The organism is Geothrix paludis, assembly GCF_022808815.1.
Classification (GTDB): Bacteria; Acidobacteriota; Holophagae; order Holophagales; family Holophagaceae; genus Geothrix; species Geothrix paludis.
On the sequence record NZ_JAKZLC010000006.1, the window covers coordinates 101,725 to 121,518 of the forward strand.

Genomic DNA, 19,794 nt, shown 5'->3' on the forward strand with positions numbered 1-19,794 from the left:
GTGGCGTGCCGGTGGATGGCCACGCCTGGATGGAGGCAGTGAGAGGCGTCGATCTCTTCGTGTGGCGCCCGACGATGGGCGACCCGAGCGAAATGGCGGAGATCCGGACCAAGATTCCGCTCATCGAGGCCATGGGAATCCCCTGTTTCCCCAATTCCCTCATGCTCTGGCTCTACGACGACAAGATCCGGGAGACGCTGTTCCTGAAGGCCCACGGCCACCCGGTACCGGAGACCTTCATCAGCTTCAGCGAAGAGGAAGCGCGGACGTACTTGGACGGTGCGGCCTACCCCCTGATCGCCAAGACGCACATGGGGGCCTCGGCGAGCGGTGTGGTCCGCCTAGGGGATCGTGCCGCGGCCCTGAAGCTGCTGAAGGGCATCTTCCGGCCACAGAGCCTCATGGAAAAGGTGATGGCGAAATACCATTACCTGCCGCGCCTGGAGAAAGGGGACCTCCTGCTGGCGAGGAAACTCCGGTACCTGAACGCCTGTCCCAGTTACATCTATGCCCAGGAATTCATCAAAGCCGATTCGGACTGGCGCCTCACAACCCTGGGCACCGACCTCCTGTCGGTGTTCGTCCGAAGGAACCGGCCTGCTGATTTCCGGGCCAGCGGAAGCGGTCTGTGGGAGATGGTCGAGCCTGAGGATCTGCCCACGGAGGCCTGCGACCTCGCCCTGGAAATCAGCAACCGGCATGGTTTCACCTCCATGGCCTACGATTTCATGCGGGGGCCGAAGGGCTGGGTCATCGGAGAGATCTCGATGACCTTCGTGTTGAATGACGTCTACACCACCACGCTCTTCCGCCGAACCCCCGCGGGGTATGCCAAGCAGGCGCCGATCCCCATCGGAGTCATGCACCTGTCCGCCCTGATGGAAGCCCGAGAGCAGGGGACGGCGATCCCTCACTGGCCCATGAGCTGAGCGGATGTTCCGGAACGGTTGGAGGCGAACCGGTTTCAGACCCGCTCTGGAGCGAGGAGGCCGAGGGTGGCCAGGATCACCTTGAGGTTGCGCCAGACGCCTGCCTTCGCGGCATAGTCGAGGTTGATCCGGATCTTGTCGGGAAGGATCGTCTCGATGTAGTGGGCCTCCGGATCCTCGAGACCGTCCAGAAGATCGCTTTCGTTCCGGTACGCGATCGAGGCCAGGTCGGTGATGCCCGGCCGGAGGTCCAGCACCCGCCGCTGGGTTTCGGTGTAGAGCGCCACGAACCGTGGGACTTCGGGCCGGGGGCCCACGAACCCCATGTCGCCCATGACCACGTTGATCAATTGCGGGAGTTCGTCGATTTTCCAGCGCCGCAACCAGGCTCCCGTCCGTGTCACCCGGGGGTCTCCGCTCACGGTGAGGGGGCGTCCGATGCGATCCGCGTCCACGACCATCGTCCGAAATTTCCAGATCCGGAACGGGCGCCCCCCGCGACCCACCCGCACCTGCCGGTAGAAGACCGGGCGGCCATCCACGAGCCAGATGAGGGCCGCGATGAGGAGCAGCCCGGGAGATAGCAGGACCAGCCCGAGGATCGCGCCCAGGAAGTCGAAAAGCCGCGTCATGGTCAGGGCCTGTCTTCAAAGTGGATGCGAGCCGCGACGGGTCCAGCCGCGTGATCCAGGAAGGCGGCGGCCGCAGGGCGATGCGGGACATCGTTCAAGGCCACCAACGCACCTGGGCGCGCGGCTGGGCCCGTCCCCCTCTCCCTATCGCAGGCCCCAGGCGGGGCCTGCTCCTGCCCGGCGTTCCGCCGGGCAGAGGGCGGAACCGGCGAGGGGCGGCGCCCGGCGCGATACTGCGTCAAGCTCCTCGTCAATAGTGCCGCTATTGCCATCGTCGCTTTCCTTGTCTCGCTTGGGCGGCGCCCCTCGCGCGGCCACACCCCACTTTGAAGACAGGCCCTAGGCCTGGTTCGAACCAAGGAGGCCTTCCAGGGCCTCGCAGACGTCCGAGACATCCCGATCGGTCATCCCTGGATGCAGGGGGAGGCTCAGCATCCGGCTGAAGGCGTCCGCGGCCACGGGGCAATCCTCTGGCCGGTAGCCGTACTTCTCCCGGTAATACGGGTGCATGTGCACGGGGAGGTAGTGCACGGAGGTCCCGATGTTGCGTGTCTTGAGGCCTTCGATGAGGGCGTTCCGGTCGATCCTGAGTTGATCCGGCCGAAGGCGGAGCACATAGAGGTGCCAGCTCGACTCCACGTCCGGACGCTCAACGGGGAGTTCCAGGCAGGTGAGCCGCCCAAGCCGATTCCCGTAGGCGGCCACCACCTCCCGGCGGCGCCGCTGGAACCCCTGCAGCCGGTCCAGCTGGTGGAGACCGAGCGCCGCCTGGATATCCGTCATGTTGTACTTGAACCCCGGCAGGACGACCTCGTAGTACCAGGAGCCGCTCCGGTCGAAGCGTTTCCAGGCGTCGCGGTTCATCCCGTGATGGCCGTAGATGTGTGCCTTCTCGACCAGCGCCGCATCTCCCGTCAGGCAGCCGCCCTCGGAGGTGGTGATGTTCTTGGTGGCGTAGAAGCTGAATGCCGCGAGGTTGGACCGGGAGCCCACCAGGCGGCCCCGGTAGCGGGCAGAGATGGCGTGGGCGGCGTCCTCCAGGACCTGGAGGCCATGGCGGTCGGCCAGCGCGAAGATGGCGTCCAGATCCACGGGATGCCCGGCGTAGTGGACCGGGAGGATGGCCTTCGTCCTGGGCGTGATGGCCCGGGCCGCGGCTACCGGATCCAGATTGAGGGTGTCCGGAGACACATCCACGAGGATCGGCTTCGCCCCGACGTGTTCGACGACATTCGCCGTGGCGCAGAAGGTCATGGAGGGGACGAGCACCTCGTCACCGGGCCCGACACCCAGGGCCAGCAGGCCCACATGGAGGCCCGCGGTGCAGGAATTGAAGCCCGCCACGGCCGGCGCGCCGAAGTAGCCCTTCAGCTTGGTTTCGAACGCCTTGGTTTTCGGACCCGTGGTGATCCAGTCGGACCTCAGGGTATCCATCACCTCGTCGCGTTCCTCGTTCCCGATGGAAGGCGGGCTGAAAGGCAGGAATACATCCCTCATAAAATCCCCATAGAATGCGATTTCAGTATCGGATTATTCTGGTTCCGTGCATAGATAAATAAGGCAATTGAGTGGCACGACACGTCTTGATGGACCCCCGCGACGGGGCTACCATCCGCACAGACATCCGACAGGCCGCCGCCATGCATGCGATGAACACACCTTCTCCCCTGCTCCGAGTGCTGCTGGCTGGCCTTCTAGGTGCCACCATCGGTACGGCGGGGGGGCCCGGTCGACGACCCACGGGCCTGCCCGGCCATGGGTGCGTGCCCGCGCCGAGATCCACCCTGGTCGTAAATATCCGGGACGGCAGAATGGGGGCCCGGGGCGACGGTATCACCGACGATACCCAGGCCATCCAGCGGGCCGTGGACGTGGTGGCCGGCACGGGTGGGACCGTGCGCATCCCCAAGGGGACCTACCTTGTCAATGCGCTCGTGTCGGTGCGCCTGAGAAGCGACACGACGCTGGCCCTGGCTCCTGGGGCCGTCCTGAAGGCCATCCCGAACGGTTCGGCGCATTCCGCCATCCTCCTGGTTTCCAGGGCGGAGCGGGTGACCATCACCGGCGGCACGCTCCTGGGTGAGCGGGCGGGCCACACTGGCCAGGGAGGTGAGTGGGGTCACGGGCTGTCCCTCGCGCAGGCCCGGCAGGTGGTGGTGGCGGGGGTCACCGCCAAGGAATGCTGGGGAGACGGATTTTATGTGTCCTCCAGCCAGGAGGTGACTTTCTGCGGTGTGATCGCGGACCACAACCGGCGCCAGGGGATGTCGATCACCAGCGGAAAGGGAATCGTGGTCCGGGACTCCACCTTCAAGAACACCGCGGGCACCCTTCCGGAGGACGGTCTGGATATCGAGCCCAACGCCGGCGATACGGTGGACAACGTCCTCATCACGGGTTGCACGTTCGTGGACAACGCCGGATACGGCCTCGAGATCGGAGTGCCCCAATCCCACACGGGCCGTGCCTGGATCTCTCATGTCGTGGTGGATGGCAGTATCAGCACGGGCAACGGGGCGCACACGCTCAGTCCCTCACCAAGGGCCGGCATCGAGGTCTCCAATTGTGCCGGAGTGCGGATCACCAACAATCGGGTGGCGAAGAACGGTCTCGGCATCCTCCTGAGGAACGGGGCGGACCGCTGCACCCTGACGGGGAACGCCATCACAGGCAATGCCGGAGATGGGATCCTCCAGTACCTCTGCAAGGGGAACACCATCAGCGGAAACACCGTGACGGGCAACCTGGGCCGCGGGATCAACTCCTCCGATTCGTCCGTGGAGGGCGTCTCTCGCAACACCTTGTCGGGGAACGGACAGGAGCGCTGACGGGACCCAGGGCGAGCCTGGGGGGTACCGTTCCACCCGGTGCGATCGGTGGAAGGCCGCGGCACCGGCCTCCGCCGCGATCCGCAACAATGGAACGTCTTTCCGTACGCAGCAACTCCTTGGTCATCTGGCGGGACTGCTGCACCGCGATGACCAAGGAGGCTGGTTCCCGCCTTGCCTAGAAACTCAAGTCGTTGATGAGGGCCTGATCATAAGCATCGAGTCCACCCACGCGACATCCGGCATTGGCCTTCACGTAGTTGGCTCCATCCAGGGCGCTGGTCGCCGTGATCCGGGCCGCGGAGGGCACGGTGAATGGAGAGGACATGTTGTTGCCAATGCTGGATCCATCCTTTGAGAAGTTTCCACTGGAATAACACTGGGCCGGGGCGCCACTGCTCGTGTCAACGTGAACGGCGGCTGTGTTGCCGGGATTGACGGCGTTATACATATAGTTCCCAAGCACATTGGCCTTCGCGCCCCAGTAGATTTCAATGCCGTAGTTGGATGAGTATTTCCATCCGACGTTGTTGATGACTTCCGCGCAGATCCCAGGAGCGGCGGTTCCGTTGGCATCATCCCAACCAATGGCTGGAATGCGATAGTAACCGTTCGAAATCAGGTTGTGGTAGAAGGTGATATTGTAATTCCCACCACCGATCAGACAGGGATAGTTGGGGCTCCCTGGCATCCCCGCTCCGATGATGCAGTTCTGGATCGTGAAGTCATGGTTCCCGTGCCAGATGTCGATCCCTTCATCCCCGTAGTTCGAGAAGGAGCAATGATCGATAACCACATTGTAATTGTCAGGCTGGAATTGGATGCCTTCACCATTACTTCCGGCAATACCGCATCGGTTCCGGATTCCCTTTACAATAATATTATTGCAGCTGGAGAATACCATTTGGTAACCAGTGAAGGTGATGCCCGGAGCGGGTGCCGTGGTTCCGTCGATGGTGACATTGGCGCAGGAGCTGAAGTTGATAGGGCTCGATACGGGAAGGGTCCCCGCCACGTCGAACACGATGGTCCGGTTTGAACCAGCAGCGGCGCGCAAGCTTCCGGCCCCCGAATCGTTGAGGTTGGTGACGTGGACCACCTGCTGCCCAGCGCCTCCGGTGGTGGCGTAGCCGAACCCCGGCCATCCCGTCTGGACACCATTCACAGCGTTCACCGTGAGGGTCGCTGCGCTGGAGGTCACGCTGCCCGAGGCATTGGTCACCACCACCGTGAACGCAGCGCCGCTGTCCGCGGTGCTGGTGGCCGGCGTGGTGTAGCTGGCGGAGGTGGCGCCGCTGATCACGGTCCCGTTCTTGCTCCACTGATAGTTCAAGGTGGCGGTGCCGGTGGCAACGACGGTAAAGGTGGCCGTTTGGCCCGCGTTCACCGCAATGCTCAGGGGCTGAGTCGTGATGGCGGGGGCCACGGACGGCGCGAGGGTTCCCTGCACCGTGACGGTGGTGGACCCGTTGACGCTGACGCTGGCCGCATTGGTGGCCACAGCCTTGATTGTGTGGGTGCCGCCTGTGGCCGGGGCCGTGTAGAGCATGTGGGCCCCGTCACCGTTGGGAGTGAGGGCGCCAACCGTGGCATTGCCGTTGGAGACGTTATCCACGAACCAGGTGATGGTCTGGCTGTCGGTGCCGGACACCGCGGCGTAGTAGGCCTGCGTGGCGCCGGTGCTGATGGTCGCGCCGGAGGGACTCAGCGTCACGGTGGCCGTGTTGGTGGGTTTGCGGACATGCACCTGGGTCTTGGCAGACTTGGTGGTATCCAGAACGCTGGTGGCGGCCAGCGTGTAGTTGCCTTCAACCGTGGGGGCCGTGTACGTGACGGCGTTTCCGGTGCCGGCGATCGTACCCACATCGCTATTGCCGTTCGGGATGTCATTCACCGTCCAGGTCACGGCCATGTTGGTGGCGCCCTTGACCTGGGCCGTGACGGGCACGGTGTCACTGGTATTGACATCGGCCGGGACACCGACCAAAGCGACGGTCACGGGATCCGCCGGGGTAGCCGTGCTCGCATTTCCTGCGCTGTTGCCGCCACTCCCAGAGCATGCGGCCGTCAGAATCAGCGTTCCGACAATGGCCACTCCCTGAAGCGTGGTGAAAAAGTTTCTGACCTGCATTAGAACCTCCGCAGCTAACCAACAGCAACGGAGGTGCCACCGCGAACCAAGGGGATCACAACTTGTTAAATCGCGTGTTGCGAGGACTAATCACAATGAAACAAAGCAGGGACCACCCCCCTGGAAAGGCTCACGTCTGAACTTCAGATCTGAATTCTAGAATCTGGACGGTTCGGGCCCGTAAGTCTTGAGTTTTTGGTAGAGGGTGCTCCGGGGGATATTGAGTCGCTTGGCAGCCCGGTCCACATGGCCGCCTTCTTCATTGAGGACCTGGATGATGTAGTGCTGCTCCAGCTCCTTCAGGGTCAGGTTGGTGGGCCCCACGGATCCCTTGCCGTCGGGGCTGGAGGCGAAGTCCAGGTCCTGCGCTTCGATCATGGGGGACTTGGCGCCCATCAAGGCCCTCTCCAGGACGTTGCGCAGCTCGCGGATGTTCCCGGGCCAGGAATGATGCTTGAGTTTCATGAGGGCGCCCTGGGAGAGATGCATCTGCTCCCGCCCGCAATCGTGGGTCAGCCGGTTCAGGAGGACCTGGCCGAAGGCGGGGATGTCCTCGGCCCGCTCGCGCAATGGAGGTACAAGGATCTGGATGGCACTGATGCGGTAGAAGAGGTCCGACCGGAAGAGCTGCTCCTGGACAAGCCGCTCCAGCGGCTGGTGGGTGGCCGCGATCAGGCGGAAATCCACCTTCCGGTCCTGGAGTCCACCCAATCGTCGGAAGCGCTTTTCTTCCAGCGCTTTAAGGACTTTGGGTTGAATCTGTGCATCCATGTCCCCGATTTCATCCAGGAAGACGGTGCCGCGGTGGGCGGCTTCGAGCAGGCCGACCTTGACCCCGATCGCTCCCGTGAAAGCCCCCTTCTCGTACCCAAACAGCTCTGATTCCAGGAAATCCTTGCTGAGCCCTCCACAATTGAGCTCGAGCATCGGCTCTGAAGCCCTGGAACTGTTCCGGTGGATCCATCGGGCCAGCTCGCTCTTCCCCGTGCCTGTCTCGCCCAGGATGAGAATGGGGCTCTCGGTCGCAGCCGCGAGATGGGACTGCTCCTCCAGCTTATGGATGGCAAGGCTCTCCCCGATGAAGGGATCCACCGCGCGCTGGGGTTGATCCGCCGAGTCGCGAGCCAGCTGCTTCCTGCGGTTCTTCTGGTTTTCAAGCGCCCGCTCGATCACCACGAGAAGGGCGGGAAGATCCAGGGGCTTCACCAGGAATTGCTCGGCCCCAAGCTGGATGGCTCGAACGGCGAGTTCGATGCTTGCGTACCCGGTGAGGAGGATGATGGGAACTCCGGCATCGATGGCCTTGAGCTTCGGAAGCAGCTCGATGGCGTTCCCATCCGGCAGGGAGTAATCCAGCGTGACGGCATCATAGACATCCGCGCGGTACCTGATCTCCGCTTCAGCGCAGGTCTCCGCATCATCCACGGTGAAACCGCGGAGCTCCAGGTAATCCCGGATCGCAAAGACAATGACTTCGTCATCGTCCACGACCAGAATCTTCGCCTTCGCCATGGAACCCTCAAGGTTGACTGGCTGCTCGCAAAGGATAGGACAATTCCGAGGGCAGCATGAAGCTGATCCTCATCCTTCCCTCGGCTCCAGGACCTGCCGTCAGGGTTCCTCCATGGGCCTCGAAAACCCGCCGGGCTCCTGGCAGTGTGAGCCGGCCTATGCCGGAAACGCGGAAATAGAAAGGTTCGAACAGACGGGCCGTATCGATGTTTTTCATCTTCGTATCAGAAAAATCCAGATGCCCGGAGATCACGGTCCTGCGTCCAGGATGGCTGCTTGTGACGTCGAGTACCACGTGGCCGCCTGGTTCCTCCTGCTGCAGGACCAGGCCAATCATGCGGGTGAAGGCCGACTGCAGACCCTGCTTGTCGGCATTGACCGCTGGCAAGGAGCCTTCGATGTGGAGCTGAAGATCAAGGCCGTTTTTCGCCGCCAGGGGAAGATTGTGCTCGATGGCTTCCCGCAGCAAGGGCTCGAGCGCGAGCATGGTCCAGGAAAGCCCCTGCGGGTAGCCGTACTCTCTCAACTCCACGATGAAGGCGCTCATCCGGTCCAGGCTTCTCCGGATGTTGGCTCCGTACTTATTCATCCCGCCCACGTCCGCGAACCTTGCCTCGAAGGCGTCTAGGCTCGCCGAGATCCCGAATATGAAGCTTCCGAGTTCATGGACGAGCCCCGGCACAAAAGACGCCGCCGAAGGTGAGCGAGGCGTGGCGCGCGACTCGGATTTCTGGCGATCCATGCTCACGATGATCTGGACATGTTCAGCCAGCAATCTCAGCCCCACCTGTTGGGCCTCGGAAAGAACAAGCGGTTCCGCCGACAGCACGCACAGGCTGCCGACGACCAGGCGCCGATCATCGACCAGAGGCAGGGCCTCGACAACCAGAAGCCCGTGCTTCTCCAGCAGGCGGGCCCTCGATTCGGGGTCGGGTCCTTGGGATGAGGCCGGCTCAAGATCCGCGAGCTGTTCGCTCGTGAGGCCGCTGCCATCACGGTACCAGGCGCCGCCTTCGTCCTGCATGACCAAGGCCACCTGCGCGCCCGTGAGTGCCGCCGCAATGAGCACCGAATCCCGCAGCAGGTTCTCAGAATGGGACTCCGTGAAACCATGCCGAGGCGGGATATTGGGCCGGAATTGGATCGGAAATGGACCGTCGGAATTCACACGGCCTCCCTTCGGGATCGCTTCGAGGGACAGATTGGCACCCCTTGATAACGTATGGAATGGCCTGATTGATTCAATGGGTGGATCAAGGGCCGTCGGCAAAGGAGACCCTCAGCGCCATCCGGGTGCCCGTGATGAACTTCCGTTCCGGCATCACGCCCAAGTACCGCGGGCAGGGAGGAGGATACTGGGCCCTCGTCAACGGCGATCCCGACCACGCGGGCGTGACGGTCCACCTCGTGGACGCGGGCGTCGACACGGGCGATGTGATCTATCAGGCACGGTTCACCCCCAGCCGCCGGGACAACTTCGCCACCTATTTCTACCTGCAGGCGGCCACCTTCCCCCCCATCGCCGTGAAGGCCGTGGAGGATGCACTGCGCGGGGACCTCAAGCCCTTCCGACCCAGCCTGCCCTCCGAGCTGCGAGATCACCCCACCCTCTGGGCCTACCTGGCGCGGGGCCTCCAGGATGGAGTCTGGTAGGGATCCCAGAGGGTCAGTTGAACAGGGGGACTTCCTCGAGCACGGGCGGGGAGGGGCCCGAGGCGGCCTCGGCATAGCGCCCGAGGCCCTGCGAGGAAGGCTGGTAGCTAGGCACGAGCTGCTTGAAGCAGCGGAGCATCTCCCGCTGGCGCTGGCCCTCGGGCAGGTGGATGGCATCCCGGAGCTTCTGCAGGGAGACATCCAGGAGCCAGGGATCGGGAGGGGGCTGCATGGCCTCGAAGACCTTGGCCTGGGGGTCCCCATCCCCCTGCTCGCCATCCGTGAAGAGCTCCTCGAAGAGCTTCTCCCCGGGCCGCATGCCGGTGAACTGGATGTCGATGTCGATGCCCGGGTTCAGGCCGGAGAGGCGGGCCATGTCCATGGCCATGTCCACGATCCGCACGGGCTCGCCCATGTTGAGGACGAAGACCTTCCCCGTCTCCCCGAGGACGCCCGCCTGGAGGACCAGCTGGCTGGCTTCGGGGATGGTCATGAAGTACCGCGTCATGTCCGGATGGGTGACCGTGAGGGGGCCGCCGGTCCGGATCTGGTCGCGGAAGAGGGGGATCACGCTGCCCCGGCTGCCGAGGACGTTCCCGAAGCGGACGCTCACGAATCGGCGGTCCGCCGGGGCCTCGTCCGCGGCCTGCATGACCAGGGATTCCGCGATCCGCTTGGACACCCCCAGCACGTTCGTGGGGTTCACCGCCTTGTCCGTGGAGATGTTGACGAAGATCCGGACGTCCCCCGCGAGGGCCGCCCTCAGGACGTTGAGCGTGCCGAAGATGTTGTTCTCGATGGCCTCTTCCGGGTTCCGCTCGAGGAAGGGGACATGCTTGTGGGCCGCCGCGTGGAAGACGATGGCCGGGTTGCAGGACTCGAAGGCCCGCTGGAGCCGGAGGGGGTTCCGGATGTCGCACAGCTCCACCGCGAGGTTCATGCCGGGGAACTGCTTGCGCAGCTCGCGCTCGACCTCCCACAGGCTGTTCTCCCCCCGTCCCAGCAGCACCAGCCGTCCGGGCCGGAAGGGGGCCACCTGCCGGGCCAGCTCGCTGCCGATGGAGCCGCCCGCGCCCGTGATGAGGACCACGGAACCCTCCACCTCCTGGCTGATGGCGCTGAGGTCCAGGGTCACGGGCTCCCGCCGGAGCAGGTCCTCGATGGCGATGTCCCGCAGCTCGGGCTTCCAGGGGCGGTCCCCGATGAGGTTCGAGATGCCGGGGACGGTCTTCACCCGCACGCCCTGGATCTGGAGTACCTCGCTCAGCTGCTTCAGCTTGGCGCCGGGCACGCGCGGCATGGCCAGGATCACCTGGGTGGCCTGGCGCTCCTTGATGAAGACCGGCAGGAGGTGGCTGTGCCCGAGGACAGGAATGCCGTGGATCCGGACCCCCTGCTTTTCGAGGGCGTCGTCCACGAACCCGACCACCTCGCATTGGAGCTGGGGGTTCGCGCGAAGCTCCTGGCAGAGCAGGGCGCCCGCCCGGCCCGCCCCGACGATGAGGGTCCGGTGGACGGCCTGGTCGCGATTCCCGGCGGGATCCAACCGGCCCCGCGTGGCGAACTTGCGCTGTGACAGGCGGTGGTAGCCGGCCACGAAGACGAGCCGGAGGGCGAGCCACATGGGACAGGTGATGAGCCCCGCCACCAGGAGCAGGTTGTGCGAATCGAGGTCGAGGCCCAGGCGATCCTTGAAGGCGGAGGCCAGGACGAGGATGGACACCATGACGATGGTGCCGAAGATGAAGGATTCGGCCTCCTCGATCCCCAGCAGACGGAAGTGCTGGCTGGTGTACCGGAAGGCGAGGTTCACGGCCATGGCGAAGACCACCCATGAGGCGGCGCCGTACAGGGTCGGCAGATCCTGGTGGACCAGGCTGGTGGCCACGACCCAGGCGAGCGCCGCCACCCCGGTGTCCAGGACCAGCTTGCAGGCCTGGCGGATGGCTGGTCGCTTCAGGAGGCCAAGAGGCCCAGGCGCCTCGTTGGCCTCATTGTCAGGGGACTGCGGAGTGTTTTCATGCATGATGCACTCATAATGAAGGAATTTAACAATAATGCCTCTTGAGCTGTAAGCAATAGGTTAAAAAAAATGTTTATGGCCTCTCCTCCAAGCCGGGGCTCCGAGCGGGGGCGGCCAGCGGGGTGGATCCGGGTCAGGCGGGCCTGAGGCCTGGGTTCAGATGGTCCAGTCGGGGCCGGGTTCCATCAGGCGCCCCACCCAGGCCTTCGACCCACCCGGTCGGACTCGAACCGCATCCCGCTGCGCGGTCTGCCGGTCCCGCTCCCGGCCCTCCCCCGGAGGGCCTTCGCGGTCCCACTCGACGCTGGACCCCGGCCACGCGCGCGTGGCCGGGGTGGGTTCGAGTCCCGCAGGGACTTCCCCAATTGCAAAGGCCCCGCGAGCGGGGCCTTTGCAATTGGGGCGGCTGATGGGACTCGAACCCACGACACCTGGAATCACAATCCAGTACTCTAACCAACTGAGCTACAGCCGCCGTCGGACCATTCAGATTATCCGGGGCGGTCCTGAAAGGCCAGCGGGAACCTTCATGGGACTGCGGTCATCGAAAGGCATGCCGGGGATCCGGCAAGTGAGGAATCCATGAATCGTCAGATGAAGCAGATCTTGGGGTTGTCGGCCTTCGCGGCCGGCTGCATGGCCCTGGGGATGGGCCTGAGCTACGGCTGGCAGGCCCAGGCGCAGGAGGAGAAGCCGGTGACGGTGGAGGCGCGGGGAGCGGATCGCCTCCCGCCCATCGCGGAGGTGGCCGAGAAGCTGAACCCCACCGTGGTGGCCATCACCAACACCAGTTTCGTGAAGAACCAGCGCTTCCAGCACCCCCAGGTCGGGGGCGATGACTTCTTCGACTTCTTCTTCGGCCCCGGCGGGCCGCAGCAGCGGCGGTCCCCGAGGGGCGGCGAGGACGAACAGCGCGCGGTCTCCGGTGGCTCCGGGGTGATCATCAGCCCCCAGGGCGAGATCCTCACCAACTACCACGTCATCGCCAGCATGGGCGGCGCCGCGGACAATTCCCTGGAGGTGAAGACCAGCGACGGGAAGAGCTACAAGGCCACGGTGCTGGGCAAGGACAAGGAACTGGACATCGCCCTCATCAAGATCGACGCCGCCCACCTGCCCTTCGCCAAGCTGGGCGAGTCGGATTCCCTGAAGATCGGCGAGTGGGTGGTGGCCATCGGCAACCCCTTCGGCCTGGAGCACACCGTCACCCAGGGCATCATCAGCGCCAAGGGCCGGAAACTGGACACCGGCGTCAGCTCCTTCCTCCAGACCGACGCCGCCATCAACCGCGGCAACTCCGGCGGCCCCCTGCTGAACCTCAAGGGCGAGGTCATCGGCATCAACACCGCCATCAACCCCGCGGGCCAGAACATCGGCTTCGCCGTGCCCATCAGCCAGGTGAACCGCATCATCAAGGACCTCCGCAGCGGCAAGCCCGTGAGCCGCGGCTACCTGGGAGTGGGACCCCAGGATCTCGATCAGGCCTACCAGGACGCCCTCGGCGCCAAGGAGGGTGTGGTGGTGAGCACCGTGGAGAAGGGCCAGGCGGCGGACAAGGCGGGCCTGCAGCGCCTGGATGTCATCACCGCCGTGGACGGCCAGCCCGTGCGCAGCCAGGACGAACTGGTGAGCGTGATCTCAGGCCGCCGGGCGGGCGATACCGTGAAGCTCAGCGTCTGGCGTGACGGCAAGACCCTCACCCTGACGGCCACGCTGGGGGACCGGAAGGCTCTGGAGGAACAGCGCCGCCGCGACTCCGGCGAAGAGCCCGAGGATGAGGGCGGCCAGAAGTCCCAGGGCGACGCGAAGGGCATCAACCTGGAAAAGACCTACGGCTTCACCGTGGAGCCCATGGACCTGAAGCATCGGCTCAAGGGCGTGGTGGTGACCTCCGTGGATCCCCGCTCCCCGGCGGCCGAGCGCGGCCTGGCCCCCGGCCTGGTTATCACCGAGGTGGGCCGGCAGCCCGTGAACAACCTGGCCGAGTTCAACGCCCAGGTGAAGAAGGCCGGCGGCAAGACCCTGCTTCTCTTCATCCAGAGCCCCAACGGGGCCCAGAAGATCACCCTGGCCATCCCGCCCCGCTGAACCTGCCTGTGACCCGATCCGGAGCCCCGGTCCACCCGGGGCTCCGGCCGTTCAGGGTAAACTCGAAGGTTCAACCAGGGTAAGGATCAATCATGGGCCTGCGCCTCCTTCTTGTGGACAGCGACCGGAGCTTCCTCAAGGAGCACAAGGTCAGCCTGGAGGCGGCCTTCGATCTGGAGGTGGCCAGCTCGCCGGACGGCGTGGTGGAGCGCCTGGAGCGGGGCGGCTTCGCGGCCGCGCTCATCTGCGTCGAGGTGGCGGACAACAAGGGCTACGCGCTCTGCTCGACCCTCCGCCGGCAGCCGGCCCTGGGCGCGCTGAAGATCGCCCTCATCAGCGCCAAGGCCACGGAGGAGGAGTACCGCAGGCACCAGAGCCTCAAGGGCCGGGCGGACGTCTATTTGCGCAAGCCCATCGCCCCCAGCGCCCTGGTGGCGGCCCTCTCGCCCCTGGTGCCCGCCCGCGCGGTGGATCCGGACAATCCCCTGGGCGACTTGGCGGACGTGGAGGGGGGCGACGACTGGCTGGACAACCTGCGGGGCGCCATGGCCCCGTCGACGCCGAAGCCGGCGCCGGTGCCGGCGCCGTCGCCCAGCCCCGAACCGCCGCCCCCCGCTCCCGTCCCCACCGCCGCGAAACAGAGCCGGTCCACGCGGCCCCCGGACACCACTCGCGCCCACCTGCTGGAGGAGCAGGTCGTCGCCCTGCGCGAGGAGCTGCGGGTGCGGGACCAGCAGCTCCGGGAGGCCGAGGATTACCTCCATGAGCGCATCGGGGCCGCCACCCTGAACCTCGATGAAATCGCGGCCCGGGACCGGGATCTCGCCGCGGCCCGGCAGGAGGCCGAGGACGCCCGGACGACCTCGGACCGGCTCCAGAAGGACCTGGCAGCGATGAAGTCCGCCATGCAGGTCCAGGAGCGCGAGCAGACGGAACTCAAGGCCCGCCTGAAGCAGGCGGAGGCCAAGCTCGCCGCCAGCGTCGCCGGCGCCGAGGAGCGGGAGCAGGAGCTACAGTCCTGCCAGGAGACGCTCCAGCAGCGCGAGAAGGAGGCCCTCCGGCTCACGTCCCAGGTGGCGGGGCTGCGCCAGCAGCTCGACGAGACCCTCGTCCAGCACGACGGCGAGCGGCTGGAGCTGATGAACGGGATGGACCAGAAGGAGGCGGAGCTGGCCCGCCTGAAGCAGGAGTTGGCGGAACAGCGGGAGGCCCACGCGGTGCTCGAGCGGGAGAAGCAGGCCGCCTACGGCCAGCTTTCCGAGCACCGGGACCGCCTCCGGAACCTGGACACCCTCCTCCGGGAAGTCCAGGACCACCTGCGGCGGGGATCCGACCTCGCCAAGGGCTGAGGATCCCGATGTCCCTCCTCGCAGCCCTCGTCTGCGTCGCCCTCCTCCTGCTCAGCGCGTTTTTCGTGATGGCGGAGTTCGCGGCGGTGCGCGTACGGCCCACGCAGCTGGAGGCCCTGGCGGACGCCGATTCCCGCGCGGCCTCCGCGCTGGAGGTCCATCGCGCGCTGGGCCATCATCTTTCCTCGATCCAGGCCGGCATCGTGCTTTGCGCCCTGGCCCTGGGCGCCGTGGGAGAGGAGCTGTTCAGCCACCTCTTCCGCGCCCTGTTCGGCCACCTGCCCTGGCCGGCGATGGTCGCGCCCGTGAGCTCCGGCCTCGCCCTGCTGGTGATGACCACCCTGGACGTGGTGCTGGCGGAGCTGGTGCCCCGGAGCCTGGCCATCCGCGCCGCCCTGCCCTGGGCCCTTCGCACCGCCGCCCCCCTGCTGGCCTGGTCCCGCCTGGTGCGCCCCCTGACCTGGGTCCTCATCCGCCTGAGCCACCTGGTGCTGCGGGCCGTGGGCATCCATCCCGAAGCCGGCGTGGAGGACCTGGTGCCCTCCGAGGCCGAGTTCCGCCGCATGCTCGAGCGCAGCCAGGCGGAAGGCCGCCTGGACCTTGACCGCAAGGAGCTCATCGAGAACCTGTTCGACTTCAGCCGGCGCACCGTGAAGGAGATCGCCGTGCCCCGGGCGCAGGTGGTGTCCTTCGACCTCCACCAGGACCTGGAGGCCAACCTGGCCCTGGCCCGCACCACCATCCACACCCGCATCCCGCTGGTGGAGGGCGATCTGGATCGGGTGGTGGGCGTCGTGCACCTCAAGGAGCTGCTCTGGGCCATGCAGGACGGCCCGGCGCCCGTGGACCTGCGGGCCCTGGCCCGGCCGGCCTTCTTCGTGCCGGAGATGAAGCCCATCCAGGGCCTGCTGCTGGAGTTCCAGCAGCGCAAGCAGCATCTGGCCTTGGTGGTGAACGAGCACGGCGGCGTGGACGGCCTGGTGACGCTGGAGGACGTGCTGGAGGAGCTGGTGGGCGAGATCCAGGACGAGTTCGACCGCGAGGCGATCCAGTTGCGTAAGACCCGGGGCGGGGCCTGGCTGGCCCAGGGTGACGTCATGCTGGAGCAGCTGGTGGATCACCTGGGGCTGGACCTCCAGGCCGAGGCGGGCTCCGTGAGCCTGGGCGGCTTCTTCCAGGAGCGCCTGGGCCGGGTGCTGCGTCCGGGCGACGAGCTGCGGCTCCAGGGCTGGCGCATCCGCGTGCTGTCCATGCGCGGCCTGGCCCCCGGGCAGTTCCTGCTGAAGCCCCTGCCGGCGGAGCACGGCGCCACGGAAGACGCCGATGCCTGAGCCCCTCGATGGGTTTCTTCTGGCCGCGGGCCTGGGCACGCGCATGGGCCCCCTGAGCGCCTGCCTGCCCAAGCCGGCCTGGACCCTGCGGGGGAGGCCGCTCCTGCAGTGGGGGGCCGAGGCCCTGCGCCGCGCCGAGACCGCGCGGATCGCCTGCAATGCCCACCTGCACCCGGAGCGCCTGCGGGCCGTGGCCGACGGGATCGAAGTCTGCGACGAGCCGCAGCTGCTGGGCAGCGCCGGGGGACTGCGCCACGCCCTGGGGCGCGTGGCGGCTGAGCTGCTGGTGTGGAACGCCGACATCTGGGCCGACGAGGTGCCCTTCGATCTGTTGCGGACCCGGCACCGCGAGGGCCATGGCGGGGTTAGGGCGACGCTCAGCTGGCTCCTGGTGCCCCACCCCGGCGGGGACTGGAACCCCGTGTGGATGGATCACGAGGGCCGGGTCCTGCCGAAGGGCGTGACGGGTCCCTGGGGTCCCTACCACTTCACCGGGGCCGCCGCCTGGTCCCCGGAGGCCCTGGCCCTGCTGCCGGAGGGCCCCAGCGAGGTGAACGACCTGAGGCCCCGGCTGCCCTTCCACCACGGCGTCGTGGTCGAGCCCTTCCCCTGGCGGGAGGTGGGGACGCCCCGGGCTCTCATCGAGGCCGCCGCGGACCTGGCGCCCGACCAGGAGGGACGGATCCCGGGCTGCTACCTGCACCCGACGGCCCGCCCGGCGGGGCAGCTCACCCGCTGTGTCCTGGGACCCGGTGCGGCGCCTCCGGCGGCTGTCACGGACGAGGACGCCCTCTGGTTCGAGGAGGATGGTAATCAGGTGCGGCTGGGGCTCTGAGGGTTACTCCTCCTTCAGGTCGAAGTCCGCGACGCGGCCCTCGCCGTCCAGCGTGAAGGTCCACGCCACCACCACGCCCGAGGTGTGGAAGACGCGGTAGGTCCGGAGGCGCCGCCCCTCCCGCCGCTCCTCGCCGAGGAAGACCATCCGCTGGACCGGGCCATAGGGTGGCAGCTGGAGATCCAGCCACCCGGCAGCTTCGGGCAGGCTCTTCGCGGCCTCGCCGCTGAAGGCCGAGGCCTCGGCGCGGCCCTGGGCCAGGGCCGCCATCAGGGCGGCATGGCGGGTGGTGAGGGCGGGGTCCGGATCCGCCGGCGCCGCTTCCAGGGCCAGGGGGCCGGGGCCCAGCAGGCGCGCCGCGATGGCGCGGGCCAGCACCGGGGCGAGCCGCTGCTGGTTCGTGAGGACGATGACGCCCAGCCGCTCCTGGGGGAGGTAGATCACGTCCGCCAGGGCGGGGCCACCGCTGTGGCCACCCCAGGGCCGCCCCGCCAGGGTGCCCACGGCCCAGGCCGCGCCGAAGGAGGCCGGATGGCCGTCGTTCAGGCGGAAGGGCTTCCACAGGGTCTCCCGCCCGGCACCGAGGAGCTTGCCCTGGTCCAGGGCCAGGAGAAAGGCGGCCAGGTCCCGCAGGCTCACGAAGGCGCCCCCGGCGGCATAGGTGTGGGGCGGGTAGCGGAACCAGTGGAGGCGCTGGCGGTCTCCCTGCCACTGGTACACGCGGGCCCGGCCGGGGATCACCTCCGCCGTGCGGGTGAGGCCCGCCTCCGTGGCGTCCTCGAAGGCGCAGCCGGCAGTTCCAATGCGCTGCCAGATGCGCGCCCGCAGCAGTTCCTGGAAGGGGCGGCCGCCGGCCTTCTCCAGGATCAGGGCCAGCACGGAGAAGTCGTCGGATCCGTAGGCGGAGACCGCCCCGGGCGCGGCGGCCAGGGGCTCGGCCAGGGTGCCCTTCACGGCCTGCTCCAGAGTGATCGGTCCGCCCATGGCCATGACCGGCTTCAGGCCCGAGGCGTGGGCGGCCAGCTGCCGCACCGTGACGGCCCGCCAGGCAGGCGGCACGTCGCCCAGGTAGGTGGAGATCGGCGCGTCGAGGCGGAGCCTGCCCTCCTCCACCAGCTGCATGAGCAGGACGCCCGTGAACAGCTTGGTGCTGGAGGCGATCTGGAAAGGGGTGTCGGGCGTGACGGGGCTCCCGGACTCCAGGCTGGCGGTGCCGTAGGCGGCCAGCTTCTCGATCCGGCCCTGGCGGAGGATGGCCACCGCGGCACCGGGAATGTGGGCGTGGGCCATGTGGCCGCGGACGAGGGCATCCACGGCGTCCTCCGCCCGCAGGGGGAGGAGGAGGGCCAGCAGGCAGGCGAGCAGGCGCATGGGGGCTCCGGGAATGGGGGGTCTACGACAGGGATCGTGTGGGGTTGAGCCCCCCATTCCCGGCCAGGAACGCCATGCTCCGATCACCCTCTGGGATTACCCTGAAGGGATGGACCCCCGCCTCGCCCGCGCCCTGGCGCGCTGGAACCTGTCGGATCCGCATCCCCTTGCCGGGGACGCGGGTGCGCGCCAGTACACGCGGGTGGCCCATCCCCAGCTGGGCACGGCGCTGGTGGTCCTGCATCCCCTCGACACCCCCGACAAGCCCGACGACAGCTACTTCGAGTTCCGGGCCCTGCAGGCCTATCTGGATCCGGTGCTGCGGGTGCCGACCATCCTCCAGTGCGACGACGGGGACCGCTGCCTGCTGGTGGAGGACCTGGGCGACACCTCCCTGGAGCGCCGCCTGGTGGAGCATCCCGAGGAGGAGCTGCGCTGGGCCGAGCAGGCGGGCTGGCTCCTGGCCACCCTGGCCGGCCCTCTCACCTTGGGGGCCCCCGCCCACGCCTTCTTCATGGGCCGCGTCTTCGACCAGGCCAAGTTCGCCTTCGAGTGGGAGTACTGCCGCGTCAACTTCTTCCATGACTTCCTCCAGAAGGATCCGCCCCGCTGGCTGGACCGCATGATGGAGGAGGCCCACGCCAGCCTGGAGACCCGGGCCCACTTCTTCGCCCACCGCGACTTCCACGTGCGCAACCTCATGGTCCACGGGGACCGGCTGGTGGTCATCGACTTCCAGGACGCCCGCCGGGGCGCCGCCACCTACGACCTGGCCAGCATCCTCTACGACGGCTACTGGGACTGGTCCCGGGAGGCCGGACGCGCCCTGGTGGGACCCCTCCAGACCGAGCTGGGCTGGAATCACGAGGCCCTGCTGGAGGAGCTGAACCTCAGCGCCCTCCAGCGGAATCTCAAGGCCCTGGGCACCTTCGGCCATCAGCTCGTGCACCGCCACAAGTGCCACTTCGCCCCGGCCATCCCCCGCACCCTGCGGCACCTGCGCGGCCACTTCCAGCGCATGAACCACCAGGATGGCGTCCTGGCCGCCGAGCACATGCTGCGCCTGGCGGAGGACCGGCTGCTGAAGGGCTGAGTCACAAGCCGCCCCCGGC

The 19,794-nt window shown here is 66.9% G+C and carries 15 protein-coding genes and 1 tRNA gene; 8 read left to right on the forward strand and 8 right to left on the reverse strand.

The features are described from left to right. Window positions 1-29: 29 nt before the first annotated feature. On the forward strand, window positions 30-929 hold the full coding sequence (locus tag MLE64_RS14500) for an ATP-grasp domain-containing protein (protein WP_243318781.1): 900 nt from the start codon (window positions 30-32) through the stop codon (window positions 927-929). A gap of 35 nt (window positions 930-964) precedes the next feature. Here MLE64_RS14500 and MLE64_RS14505 read toward each other — a convergent pair whose 3' ends face one another. Together MLE64_RS14505 and MLE64_RS14510 are read right to left on the reverse strand one after the other, a co-directional pair. Next, window positions 965-1,561: a sugar transferase gene (locus tag MLE64_RS14505; protein ID WP_243318783.1), complete on the reverse strand. Its 597-nt coding sequence runs from the start codon at window positions 1,559-1,561 to the stop codon at window positions 965-967. 339 nt (window positions 1,562-1,900) lie between these two features. Next, a complete protein-coding gene (locus MLE64_RS14510) occupies window positions 1,901-3,058 on the reverse strand; it encodes a DegT/DnrJ/EryC1/StrS family aminotransferase (RefSeq protein WP_279343142.1) in 1,158 nt (385 codons plus the stop codon). 266 nt (window positions 3,059-3,324) lie between these two features. Here MLE64_RS14510 and MLE64_RS14515 point away from each other — a divergent pair, with 266 nt between their 5' ends. Further along, window positions 3,325-4,389, forward strand: coding sequence for a right-handed parallel beta-helix repeat-containing protein (locus tag MLE64_RS14515; protein WP_243318786.1), 1,065 nt, complete (start codon window positions 3,325-3,327; stop codon window positions 4,387-4,389). 178 nt (window positions 4,390-4,567) lie between these two features. Here MLE64_RS14515 and MLE64_RS14520 read toward each other — a convergent pair whose 3' ends face one another. The 3 genes from MLE64_RS14520 to MLE64_RS14530 form a co-directional block, all read right to left on the reverse strand. Next, the gene (locus tag MLE64_RS14520; RefSeq protein WP_243318788.1) at window positions 4,568-6,520 is read right to left on the reverse strand and encodes a hypothetical protein; all 1,953 of its coding nucleotides are present in this window, start codon (window positions 6,518-6,520) and stop codon (window positions 4,568-4,570) included. Window positions 6,521-6,676: 156 nt separating this feature from the next. Further along, window positions 6,677-8,032, reverse strand: a complete 1,356-nt coding sequence (locus MLE64_RS14525) for a sigma-54-dependent transcriptional regulator (protein WP_243318790.1) — start codon at window positions 8,030-8,032, stop codon at window positions 6,677-6,679. Window positions 8,033-8,039: 7 nt separating this feature from the next. Continuing rightward, entirely contained in the window at window positions 8,040-9,200 is a 1,161-nt protein-coding gene (locus MLE64_RS14530; RefSeq protein WP_243318792.1) for a histidine kinase, read from the reverse strand. A gap of 80 nt (window positions 9,201-9,280) precedes the next feature. Between MLE64_RS14530 and MLE64_RS14535 the strand changes: the two genes are divergently transcribed. Then, window positions 9,281-9,685 carry a formyltransferase family protein gene (locus MLE64_RS14535; protein ID WP_341482292.1) on the forward strand — a complete coding sequence of 135 codons (405 nt, stop codon included), beginning with the start codon at window positions 9,281-9,283 and terminating at the stop codon, window positions 9,683-9,685. A 13-nt stretch (window positions 9,686-9,698) separates the two neighbouring features. Here MLE64_RS14535 and MLE64_RS14540 read toward each other — a convergent pair whose 3' ends face one another. Both MLE64_RS14540 and MLE64_RS14545 read right to left on the reverse strand, forming a co-directional pair. Beyond that, complete coding sequence (locus MLE64_RS14540) at window positions 9,699-11,711, reverse strand: nucleoside-diphosphate sugar epimerase/dehydratase (RefSeq protein WP_243318797.1); 2,013 nt, start codon at window positions 11,709-11,711, stop codon at window positions 9,699-9,701. 395 nt (window positions 11,712-12,106) lie between these two features. Further along, window positions 12,107-12,183 (reverse strand) — tRNA-His (locus MLE64_RS14545). Window positions 12,184-12,302: 119 nt separating this feature from the next. On the opposite strand from MLE64_RS14545, the gene MLE64_RS14550 reads away from it, so the two are divergent. The 4 genes from MLE64_RS14550 to MLE64_RS14565 all read left to right on the forward strand — a co-directional run bounded on the left by MLE64_RS14550 (window position 12,303) and on the right by MLE64_RS14565 (window position 17,311). Next, on the forward strand, window positions 12,303-13,796 hold the full coding sequence (locus MLE64_RS14550) for a trypsin-like peptidase domain-containing protein (RefSeq protein ID WP_243318799.1): 1,494 nt from the start codon (window positions 12,303-12,305) through the stop codon (window positions 13,794-13,796). Between the two features lie 92 nt (window positions 13,797-13,888). Beyond that, window positions 13,889-15,145, forward strand: coding sequence for a response regulator (locus MLE64_RS14555; protein WP_243318911.1), 1,257 nt, complete (start codon window positions 13,889-13,891; stop codon window positions 15,143-15,145). A gap of 8 nt (window positions 15,146-15,153) precedes the next feature. After that, the gene (locus MLE64_RS14560; RefSeq protein WP_243318801.1) at window positions 15,154-16,476 is read left to right on the forward strand and encodes a hemolysin family protein; all 1,323 of its coding nucleotides are present in this window, start codon (window positions 15,154-15,156) and stop codon (window positions 16,474-16,476) included. Then, window positions 16,469-17,311 (forward strand): NTP transferase domain-containing protein, encoded by an 843-nt coding sequence (locus tag MLE64_RS14565; RefSeq protein ID WP_243318803.1) that lies wholly within the window; start codon window positions 16,469-16,471, stop codon window positions 17,309-17,311. The genes MLE64_RS14560 and MLE64_RS14565 overlap by 8 nt, the downstream gene beginning before the upstream one ends. Before the next feature lie 3 nt (window positions 17,312-17,314). On the opposite strand, the gene MLE64_RS14570 is transcribed toward MLE64_RS14565, so the two are convergent. Then, window positions 17,315-18,682: a serine hydrolase domain-containing protein gene (locus MLE64_RS14570; RefSeq protein ID WP_243318805.1), complete on the reverse strand. Its 1,368-nt coding sequence runs from the start codon at window positions 18,680-18,682 to the stop codon at window positions 17,315-17,317. A 109-nt stretch (window positions 18,683-18,791) separates the two neighbouring features. Between MLE64_RS14570 and MLE64_RS14575 the strand changes: the two genes are divergently transcribed. Beyond that, window positions 18,792-19,775, forward strand: coding sequence for a phosphotransferase (locus MLE64_RS14575; RefSeq protein ID WP_243318807.1), 984 nt, complete (start codon window positions 18,792-18,794; stop codon window positions 19,773-19,775). Window positions 19,776-19,794 lie beyond the last annotated feature (19 nt).